Annotated in this window: 10 protein-coding genes and 1 riboswitch; of the genes, 8 read left to right on the top strand and 2 right to left on the bottom strand. The window is 63.4% G+C overall.

Annotated features, from left to right (window positions below):
• The first annotated feature begins 181 nt into the window (after positions 1–181).
• The 4 genes from HGI46_RS17970 to atm1 all read left to right on the top strand — a co-directional run bounded on the left by HGI46_RS17970 (position 182) and on the right by atm1 (position 6,015).
• Entirely contained in the window at positions 182–1,534 is a 1,353-nt protein-coding gene (locus HGI46_RS17970; RefSeq protein WP_346766770.1) for a glycosyltransferase, read from the top strand.
• Between the two features lie 68 nt (positions 1,535–1,602).
• Positions 1,603–3,072, top strand: coding sequence for an oligosaccharide flippase family protein (locus tag HGI46_RS17965; RefSeq protein WP_168905342.1), 1,470 nt, complete (start codon positions 1,603–1,605; stop codon positions 3,070–3,072).
• Positions 3,073–3,124: 52 nt separating this feature from the next.
• Complete coding sequence (locus HGI46_RS17960; protein ID WP_168905341.1) at positions 3,125–4,087, top strand: aspartyl protease family protein; 963 nt, start codon at positions 3,125–3,127, stop codon at positions 4,085–4,087.
• Positions 4,088–4,173: 86 nt separating this feature from the next.
• Positions 4,174–6,015, top strand: coding sequence for a heavy metal ABC transporter ATP-binding protein/permease Atm1 (gene atm1, locus HGI46_RS17955; RefSeq protein ID WP_168905340.1), 1,842 nt, complete (start codon positions 4,174–4,176; stop codon positions 6,013–6,015).
• A gap of 38 nt (positions 6,016–6,053) precedes the next feature.
• On the opposite strand, the gene bfr is transcribed toward atm1, so the two are convergent.
• On the bottom strand, positions 6,054–6,533 hold the full coding sequence (bfr, locus tag HGI46_RS17950) for a bacterioferritin (protein WP_118073027.1): 480 nt from the start codon (positions 6,531–6,533) through the stop codon (positions 6,054–6,056).
• A gap of 107 nt (positions 6,534–6,640) precedes the next feature.
• Entirely contained in the window at positions 6,641–6,817 is a 177-nt protein-coding gene (locus HGI46_RS17945) for a (2Fe-2S)-binding protein (protein ID WP_118073026.1), read from the bottom strand.
• A gap of 127 nt (positions 6,818–6,944) precedes the next feature.
• Positions 6,945–7,064: riboswitch (SAM-I-IV-variant riboswitch) on the top strand.
• Between the two features lie 49 nt (positions 7,065–7,113).
• Here HGI46_RS17945 and metA point away from each other — a divergent pair.
• The 4 genes from metA (at position 7,114) to HGI46_RS22465 (ending at position 9,874) form a co-directional block, all read left to right on the top strand.
• Positions 7,114–8,019: a homoserine O-succinyltransferase gene (metA, locus tag HGI46_RS17940; protein WP_168905339.1), complete on the top strand. Its 906-nt coding sequence runs from the start codon at positions 7,114–7,116 to the stop codon at positions 8,017–8,019.
• A 263-nt stretch (positions 8,020–8,282) separates the two neighbouring features.
• Positions 8,283–8,486 carry a 50S ribosomal protein L35 gene (gene rpmI, locus HGI46_RS17935; RefSeq protein ID WP_039333769.1) on the top strand — a complete coding sequence of 68 codons (204 nt, stop codon included), beginning with the start codon at positions 8,283–8,285 and terminating at the stop codon, positions 8,484–8,486.
• A gap of 13 nt (positions 8,487–8,499) precedes the next feature.
• Positions 8,500–8,862 (top strand): 50S ribosomal protein L20, encoded by a 363-nt coding sequence (gene rplT, locus HGI46_RS17930; protein ID WP_039333676.1) that lies wholly within the window; start codon positions 8,500–8,502, stop codon positions 8,860–8,862.
• 241 nt (positions 8,863–9,103) lie between these two features.
• A complete protein-coding gene (locus HGI46_RS22465; RefSeq protein ID WP_162895941.1) occupies positions 9,104–9,874 on the top strand; it encodes a helix-turn-helix domain-containing protein in 771 nt (256 codons plus the stop codon).
• Positions 9,875–9,927: the final 53 nt, after the last annotated feature.

Here is a 9,927-nt window from a genome sequence, read left to right as displayed (position 1 = left end):
CATGTCAGACATCGGCTTGATTTAAACTACGCCAGTGAGCCCGAAGCCCCCAAGACGCAGACGCCGTCGCCCACATGTCCCTTCATCTAAAATCACAATGTCAAAGAACCGCCAGATTGCCACCGAAGTGACAGTCTTAGGCGGACAACCAGTGCTCCCCGATTTTAAGGCGGGGGACTGAGTGTCCGTCTATGTTGGCGACCGGGTGGTGAGAGAGGCGGTGAAGCCGTCGTCCCGTCCGGTGAAGCGGCCTATATGGGGGGGTGCTGAGTCGGTCAACACGCTTTTTGCAATTTTATTTCAAATTTGCGGTAAAGCGTTGATTATGAACGGAGATTCATGGCGATCCAGTGCTCAAGCCATCAGACTCGGCCGTTCGCGCCGATTCTCTGTCGTTAAGCAGCGCCCCAAGCGCCGCCCCTCCTCAATGCCCTGGCGGGTAAGCCAATGTTTAAACCTAACGGCTAGTGGATCACCGATGCACAACAGCGAAATCCCAGCGCCCGGATCGACTGCAGCAATGCCACTCAACGCCGCGGCCGCAGTCACACCGGCTGTCAGCGTCGCGATGAGCGTCTATAATGGCGAGCGCTTCCTCGATGCGGCCATCGCCAGTGTGCGCCGACAGACCTTCGCCGACTTCGAATTCCTCATACTGGATGACGGATCGAATGATCGCAGCGTCGAGATCGCCAGGCACCACGCTGCGCAGGATTCGCGCATCCGGGTGATCGCGAGAGAGAATCGTGGCCTCATTGCCAGCCTGAACGAGCTGCTGGCGGCAGCGCGTGCTCCCTTGTTTGCCCGGATGGACGCAGATGACGTCTGTCGGCAGGATCGCTTCGCGCGGCAAGTGGCCTTTCTTGAGGCCAACCCGGATCACGGCGTCATAGGCACGTGGACCGAGGACATCGACGAGTATGACCGACCGTTCGTGACGCATGCTCCCGAGCACCCTGTCACGTTCGAGGATGTCCTCGCCGTCATCGAGCAGCGCAGCCCGTTGAGCCATCCCACCATCATGGCTCGGCGCGACATCGTCCGCGCCGTTGGAGGCTATCACGTCGCCTATCGGCATTGCGAAGATTACGATCTCTGGTTGCGCCTGGCATCGGTCACGAAATTGGCGAACATTCCCGAACGCCTGCTCAGCTATCGGCATTATGCCGGCCAGATTTCGAACCGCCACGCGTTCGCGCAGCAATACGGGGCCGCAGTTGCCCAGCTCGCCTACCGGGAGCGCCAGCTTGGCAGACCGGATCCCACAGAGCATATGCAACAGCTTCCTGCCGTCGATGCGCTGGACCAGGTATTCGAGACTCCGGGCCTGTCACGCCAGATCCGCGACAAGGTTGCGCGGGGCGCCATCTATTCGCGCGATGCCATGCGCGGCGCCGGCTTCGCCCTGCTGATCGATCATGTTCGCGACGGCGGCAACGGACCAGAGCTTTGGCGCACGGTCCTCCGTCTTGTCCTGTTCGGCATGCCACTGCGCGCCGTGCGACTGGCGATAGCCCTGCTCCTGCGTATTTGACGATGGCCGCTCCGCAACCACCTGCCGACCAAGCATCCGACCAGACAGGCGACCGGACAGCTGCACCGATGATGTCTGTCCGCGCAGCAGCCGTCTGGGCGCTGATCTCGCAATATGCTTCGTTTGCGCTGCAATTCGTCGCCAGCATCGTGCTCGCGCGCTGGTACATCACGCCCGATCAGTTGGGCCGGTTCTCGATTGCCTTTGCCGCGGTCACACTGGTCGCATTCCTGCAGGATTTCGGCGTTACGCGTTATATCAACGGAGAGCGCGAACTCACGGCAGAGAAACTGCGGTCCGCTTTCACGATCTCGGTGATCTTCGCCTGGGGGATAGCGCTTCTGGCCCTCGCCAGCGCCTGGCCGATCGCTCTCTTCTATGGCGACCCGCAATTGCTGCCGATTACTCTGGTCATCGCGGCATCCTACCTGCTGGTGCCGCTGGCGATCGTCCCGCAGGCGACTTGCCAGCGACGCATGGACTATCGTTCGAACACGATGATCGAGGTCGGAGCGGCCGTAGCCAATGCCCTGACAGCATTGGTCCTGGCCATCCTTGGCCATGGCGCGCTTGCCTTGGCCTGGGGTGCCTTTGCGCAGCAGGCGGCGAGATTGCTCATCAGTCAGTGGCGCTCCGGCGGCATGCTGCCATGGCCGCCCAAGATCGCGCGCGCGGCAGACGTCATGGCACTGGGCGGCACCAACACCGTACAAGTGGTGTGCAGTTCGCTTTCCGCCCGCGCGCCGGAGCTGGTCATCGGGCGCATGATCGACAGCGCCGCCGTGGGCCTCTTCGCGCGCGCGTCGGGCCTGGCGCTGCAGTTGCGCCTGCTGATCGCGGGCGCCGTTACCGGCGTATTCTACCCCGCCTTTCGCCGCATCCGCGACAGCGGCGATCCCTTGGGGCCACCCTATCTGCGCGTGCTGGCGGCCTATACCGGGGTGACCTGGCCAGCCATGGCCGGCATCGCGGTCCTGGGCGAGCCACTGATCAGGCTGCTCTACGGCGAGCGATGGATGGCGGCGGCCCCCCTGCTCACCTGGGTTGCTCTCTCGCAGATCGGTTACGTCGCGCTGCCGCTCTATGCGGATCTCCCGGTCCTGATGGGGCGGCTCAAGCCGCTCATGCGCTGCATGATCATCGAAACGGTGCTGTCCGTCGTGCTGATCGCACTCGCTGCACCGCTGGGGCTGGAATGGGTCGCCGCCTCGCGCGTCGTTCATGCCACGCTCTGGGTCCTGATCTATCTGCCCTTGCTGGCTTCGACACTCGAGCTGCGTTACCGCGAGATCATGCTGGTCTGGCTGCGGAGTGCAGCCGTCTCGCTGGCCGCAGTCCTGCCCGTGCTGCTGGGGTTCGTCATGGGACAAGGGCCCGGTGAACTCGGACTGGTACAGGCCGCGTCCACCGTTGCGCTCGGGATCGTCCTGTGGTTCGCCGCCCTGCGCGTGCTCGGCCATCCGCTGTTTGCCGAGATCCACGAGATCGCTCGCGGACTGCTGCTGATCATCCGCCGCTCGTCCCTCGCCACGCGCTGAGGACTCGCCAAACGGCCGATGCAGGCGTAAATCTGGCAGTGGAGAAGTCGCCATGCCACAGGGCCGCCCTTCGTCGGTGCTTTCACGAACGCTCACCTTGCTTGCTCTCGCCAGCATCGTGCCGCCGGCCTTTGCCAGCGAGCCTGCGACTGCCCCCTTCCCCTCGCCTGCCGACGAGCTTGTGCAGCTTCAGCGCGACAGACATGATCGCATGACTGTCCCGGTCCTGATCGGCAGCAACGGCCCCTACGATTTCCTGATCGACACCGGCTCCGAACGCACGGTTCTCTCGCGGCAGGTGGCGAGGGGGTTGGGCCTGCCCGTCACCGGCAATGGCGTGGTCGTTGGCGTGGCAGGCTCGCAACCAGTGGAACTGGTCGATGTCGATGAGATAAGCCTTGGCAAGCGGACCTATTATACCCTCACCGCGCCGCTGCTGGAGGCGGAGCATATCGGTGCGCAAGGCATCGTCGGGCTCGACAGCCTGCAGGACCAGCGCGTGCTGATCGACTTCGGCGCCAATCGTATCACCATCGGCGATGCCGCATCGCTGGGCGGCACGAAAGGCTTCGAGATCGTCGTCAAGGCCAAGCGGCGTTCGGGCCAGCTCATCATGACCAACGCCATCATCGATGGCGTCCATACCGACGTCGTGCTCGATACCGGGTCTGACAGCTCGATCGGCAACCTTGCGCTGCGCAAGGCCATGGCCCGCCGCAAGCGGACCGAGCAGACCACGCTGTTCTCGGTGACGGGCCAGGCGCTCAATGCCGATATCGTCATGGCCTCGACGATCGAGGTCGAGCGATTGCAGATCCACAACACACCCCTCGCCTTTGCCGACTCCCCGGCGTTCCACCGGCTCGATATGGTAAAGCGCCCGGCGATCCTGCTGGGCATGGCGCAGATGCGCATGTTCCGGCGGGTGGCGATCGACTTCGCGACAAGGCGCGTCCTTTTCGACCTGCCGCCCGGGACCGCAATGCCGGACCAGCACAGGAGTATCCGGTTCTGATCTTCGGCCTGCCTGCAAGACCGCCTTTGCCGCAGTAAACTTTCAAAGCTCTGGCATAGCGGCCATCGTTCCCTATGTGGGAACCCATGCCACCTGACGCACCGACGAGTCCGAAAGACGCCCGCCACGATGGCTGGGCCACGCTCAAGCGCTTCCTTCCTTATCTATGGCCCGCAGACAACGCAGGGCTGCGCCGCAGGGTCATGGGCGCGGTGATCATGGTTCTGCTCGGCAAGGCGACGACGCTGGCCCTGCCGTTCGCCTACAAGAAAGCCGTCGATGCGATGACTTTGCCGGCAGGTTCAGGGGCATCAGGCGCACAGCCTGCCCTGACCGTCGCATTGGCCTTTGTCCTTGCCTACGCTCTCGGCCGCTTTGCCGGGGTGTTTTTCGACAACTTGCGCAACATCGTGTTCGAGCGGGTCGGGCAGGACGCCACGCGGCATCTGGCGGAGAACGTCTTCGCCCGCCTGCACAAGCTTTCCCTGCGTTTCCACCTCGCCCGCCGCACCGGCGAGGTAACCAAGGTGATCGAGCGCGGGACCAAGAGCATCGACACGATGCTCTATTTCCTGCTGTTCAACATCGCGCCGACCGTGATCGAACTGACCGCGGTCATCGTGATCTTCTGGCTGAACTTCGGCCTTGGCCTGGTCACCGCGACGATCTTCGCGGTCATCGCCTATGTCTATGCCACGCGCACAATCACCGAGTGGCGCACCGCCCTGCGCGAGAAGATGAATCGGCTCGACGGGCAGGCCCTCGCCCGCGCGGTCGATTCGCTGCTGAACTACGAGACGGTGAAGTACTTCGGCGCCGAAGCGCGCGAGGAAGCGCGCTACGCCTCGGCCGCGCGCGCCTATGCCGATGCTGCGGTGAAGAGCGAAAATAGCCTCGGCCTGCTCAACATTGCGCAGGCGCTGATCGTCAACCTGCTGATGGCCGGCGCGATGGCATGGACGGTCTATGGCTGGTCGCAGGGCAAGCTGACGGTCGGCGACCTCGTCTTCGTCAACACCTACCTTACCCAGCTTTTCCGGCCGCTCGACATGCTCGGCATGGTCTATCGCACGATCCGGCAGGGCCTGATCGACATGGCCGAGATGTTCCGCCTGATCGACACGCACATCGAAGTGGCCGACGCGCCGAACGCGCCAGCGCTGGTGGTCAACCGTCCCTCGGTGACGTTCGACAATGTCGTGTTCGGCTATGACCGCGACCGCGAGATCCTGCACGGCCTGTCGTTCGAAGTGCCTGCCGGCAGCCGCGTTGCCATCGTCGGGCCTTCAGGCGCAGGCAAGTCGACCATCGCCCGGCTGCTGTTCCGCTTCTATGATCCATGGTCGGGCCGCATCGTGATCGACGGGCAGGACATCAAGGGCGTGACGCAGGCGAGCCTTCGCGCCGCGCTCGGCATCGTTCCGCAGGATTCTGTCCTGTTCAACGACACCATCGGCTACAACATCGCCTATGGCCGCAACGGCGCTGGCATGGATGAAGTCGATGCGGCGGCAAAGGGCGCAGCGATCGCCGACTTCATCGCCCGCCTGCCGCAGGGCTACGACACTGAGGTCGGCGAACGCGGCCTCAAGCTGTCGGGCGGCGAAAAGCAGCGTGTCGCCATCGCCCGCACGCTGGTGAAGAACCCGCCGATCCTGCTGTTCGATGAGGCGACCAGCGCGCTCGACACCCGCACCGAGCAGGATATCCTCTCGACCATGCGCGCCGTCGCCAGCCACCGCACCACGATCTCGATCGCGCACCGGTTGTCGACCATCGCCGATTCCGACACGATTCTCGTGCTGGATCAGGGGCGTCTGTCAGAACAAGGCAGCCACGCCGACCTGTTGCGCCGCGATGGCCTCTATGCCGAGATGTGGGCGCGCCAGGCGGCGGAAAGCGCGGAAGTGAGCGAAGCGGCCGAGTAATACCAACCTGCAGTGGTCCCGCGCTTGCGAGTCCAAAATCAGCTTTCGGCGGCTTCGCTGTTGAGCTGGATGTAGTTGGCCAGTCCCATGCGCTCGATCATGTCGAATTGCTTTTCGATCACGTCGACATGTTCTTCCTCGCTCTCGAGGATCTTGGCGAAGAGATCGCGACTGACGAAATCGCGCACGGATTCACAGTGGGCGATCGCATCGCGCAACAGCGGCAGAGCGTCCATTTCCAGCGCCAGATCGGCCTTGAGGATTTCCTCCACCGATTCGCCCACGCGCAGACGGCCGAGCGCCTGAAAGTTGGGCAGGCCATCGAGGAACAGGATGCGGTCCGCCAGCATGTCGGCGTGCTTCATCTCGTCGATCGATTCGTGGCGCTCGTACTCGGCCAGCTTCTTGACGCCCCAGTTGGCGAGCAGGCGGTAGTGCAGCCAGTACTGGTTGATCGCGGTCAGCTCGTTAAGCAGGGCCTTGTTGAGATATTCGATGACCTTGGCATCGCCCTTCATCGCGCTGGCTCCTTTGCAAGTGATGGAGCGACGTTACGCCGCAGGGCAGGCCCGACAAAGCGCGAACGACTCGCACCCGCCGCGCGCAACACTTTGCAACGTGGGGCTTAGGCCAGCGCGCAGGCCCGCTCGTCGGCGATCACGTCTTCGGCATCTTCAAGGCACTGGCGGCACTGCGGCTTGAAGCCCATGCGGCCGTAGATCTCCTCGGCATTGCCGGCGTGGCAGCGGGCAGTGGCGCGGATGTCCTTCTCGCGGATGGCATTGCAGATGCAGATGAACATTGCGCTCCGTCTCCTTGGCAAAACCAACTGCCAATGACTCGCATTAATAATGAGAGTGGATCGCAATAGCAAGTGGCTTCCTGCACCTTCGCCCCGTTGCAAAGCTATCACGGGCGATCTATCTGTCGTCCTACATCGAGAGTTGGAGTGACGCTCCAACGCCAACCTGCCGATCCGGGCAAGGTGGTACCCGATCTGCCGCAAGCAGAAAGGGGATGTGGCCGATCCGGCAACCAAACGGACACGGACACCGTGACGAGCGTCTTCTCCCTCAGGTTTGAGGAAAGACACGACCCGTGCCGATCAGGATTGCCGACAATCTCCCCGCCCGCCGCACGCTCGAGGCCGAGGGCGTGATCGTGATGAGCGAGACCGAGGCTGCGCGCCAGGACATCCGCCCGATGCGGATCGCCCTGCTCAACCTGATGCCCGACAAGATCACCACCGAAACCCAGATCGCCCGCCTGCTCGGTGCAACGCCGCTGCAGGTAGAGCTCGAACTGGTGCGCATTTCCGACCACGTCAGCAAGAACACCTCGGCCGGCCACATCTCGGCCTTCTACCGTCCGTGGGAAGACGTGCGTGCCGAGAAGTACGACGGTTTGATCGTTACCGGCGCGCCGGTCGAGACGATTCCCTACGCCGAGGTCAGCTATTGGGACGAGCTCGCCCGCATCTTCGACTGGTCGCAGACCAACGTGCACCGTACGCTGTCGGTGTGCTGGGGGGCGATGGCTGCGCTCCATCACTTCCACGGCATCGAAAAGCATCCGCTGCCGACCAAGGCCTCGGGCGTGTTCCGCCACATCAACCACGCCCCCGCCAGTCCCTACATGCGCGGGTTGCCCGACGTGTTCGACGTGCCGGTATCGCGCTGGAGCGAGGTACGCCGCGAGGATCTGCCCGAAGGCCGCGGCCTTGCCGTGCTGGCCGACAGCGCCGAAACCGGCCTGTGCCTGATCGACGATCCCGCGCACAACACGCTGCACATGTTCAACCATCTTGAATACGATACGCTGACGCTGGCCGGCGAATACGCGCGCGACGAGGGGCGCTATCTGCCCCGCCACTATTTCCCCGGGGACGACCCGCAAGCCATGCCCGCCAACACCTGGCGCGGCCACGGCCACCTGCTGTTCGGCAACTGGGTAAACGAGACGTACCAGACCACGCCTTATGATCTGGCGGATATCGGGAAATAGAAGTCTTCGTTGGGTGCGCCCCCGACGTCCGTCGGGGGCTTGCGGCACCGGCCCGCTCCCCCGCCCGGCCACCCAAAGCCTACTCGGAGAGGTAGCCGGGCGGGGGCGCGACCCGGCACCACAACACGTTCCTTTCCCACAACCCTTGCCTTTCCGCGCCGCATCCCCTAACGGCGCCACCTTCAACCGACACGGATTCGATGATCGGCCTGGCCACAAGGGCTGCCAAGGCAGATCGGACGCGTCGAACTCAGGAGACGAAAATGCCCAAGATGAAGACGAAGAGCGGCGTGAAGAAGCGCTTCAAGCTCACCGCCACCGGCAAGGTGAAGCACGGCGTCGCCGGCAAGCGCCACCGCCTGATCAGCCACAACGCCAAGTACATCCGCCAGAACCGCGGCACTGACGTGATCTCCGATGCAGACGCAAAGGTGATCAAGAAGTGGGCGCCCTACGGGCTGAACTGAGGAGCGCTGAACTATGAGCCGTATCAAGCGTGGTGTAACCACCAAAGCCAAGCACAAGCGGATTCTGGATCAGGCGAAGGGCTATCGCGGCCGTCGCAAGAACACCATCCGCGTCGCCCGTCAGGCCGTCGAAAAGGCCGGCCAGTACGCCTATCGCGACCGCAAGGTCAAGAAGCGGTCCTTCCGCGCCCTGTGGATCCAGCGCATCAACGCTGCTGTCCGCGCTGAAGGCCTGACCTACTCGCAGTTCATCCACGGCACCAAGCTTGCCGGGATCGAACTCGATCGCAAGACCATGGCCGATCTGGCGATGAACGAAGGTGCGATCTTCACCGCCGTCATCGCTCAGGCGAAGGCTGCTCTGCCCGCCGCCTGATCGGCAGCGCGACGCAGAATGAACAAAAGGGCGGTTCCTTCGGGAGCCGCCCTTTTTCGTTGCGATTCGCGCAAGCGCAGTGCAGGGTGCGGATGAACAACGTATAACTAAAGTAAACAGGGGCGCACAAAGCTTGACCGGGGACTGCACAGTCCGGGTTCGATTCCATCGGCCGCCAGAGCCGCTGCAGCGCTATTTCACGACCTTTTATCTGACCGAGATCGACGTGCCCCATGGCCGCGTGACTGATCATCTCCACCCTGAATGGGCGAACATCCGGATCTACCAGGGTGACTTTCCGGATTCGCAAGTGGCAGGCCAGCCACCGTTCAAGGGCGTTCAGGCCAATGCCACCGGACCGACCAGCACGACCATCGAATTCACCACCGGCACCACCCGCATCTGGGGCATCGGGTTGCTACCGCTGGGCTGGGCGCGCTTCGTCCGCCAGCCCGCCAATGCTCATGCCGACCGCATCTACGATGTCAGCAGCGAACAGTTTCTGTCACCGTTCCGGCCGCTGGCTGCTTCGGTATTCCACGGCGAGCCTGACGAACACGCTGAACTTGCCCGGATCTCGAAGTTCTTCGAACAATCCGTGGCCGCCGACATCGAAGACGATCCCCGCATCGCCGCCTGCCACGCCGCGCTCGTCAATCCGGACATCGCCAGCGTCAGCGAAATGGCCGAGGCGACGCACCTGCCCACCCACACGGTCGAGCGCCTGTGCCGCAAGCACTTCGGCTTCCCGCCGCGCCTGCTGTTGCGCCGCCAGCGCTTCATGCGCAGCCTCGTCCAGTACATGCTCGACCCGTCGCTGAAGTGGATCGGCGCGATCGACGGCCATTACCACGATCAGGCCCAGTTCGTGCGGGACTTCCACCGTTTCATGCGCATGAGCCCGTCCGAATATGCGCATTGCCCCAAGCCCGTGCTGCAGGAAGTCATGCGGGCACGCCAGGAATACATCGGTGCGGCAGTACAGGCTCTGCACGCACCAGCCCGCGCTTAGGGGCCCGCGCTTAACTCCACACTTTGATTCCGGCGCGTTTGCGGCTAGCGGCT

Origin of the sequence: Novosphingobium sp. ERW19 (assembly GCF_012641315.1) — a bacterium.
Taxonomy (GTDB): Bacteria; Pseudomonadota; Alphaproteobacteria; order Sphingomonadales; family Sphingomonadaceae; genus Novosphingobium.
The sequence above is the reverse complement of the archived record's forward strand: the minus strand, read 5'-3'. Positions and strand labels throughout refer to the sequence as shown.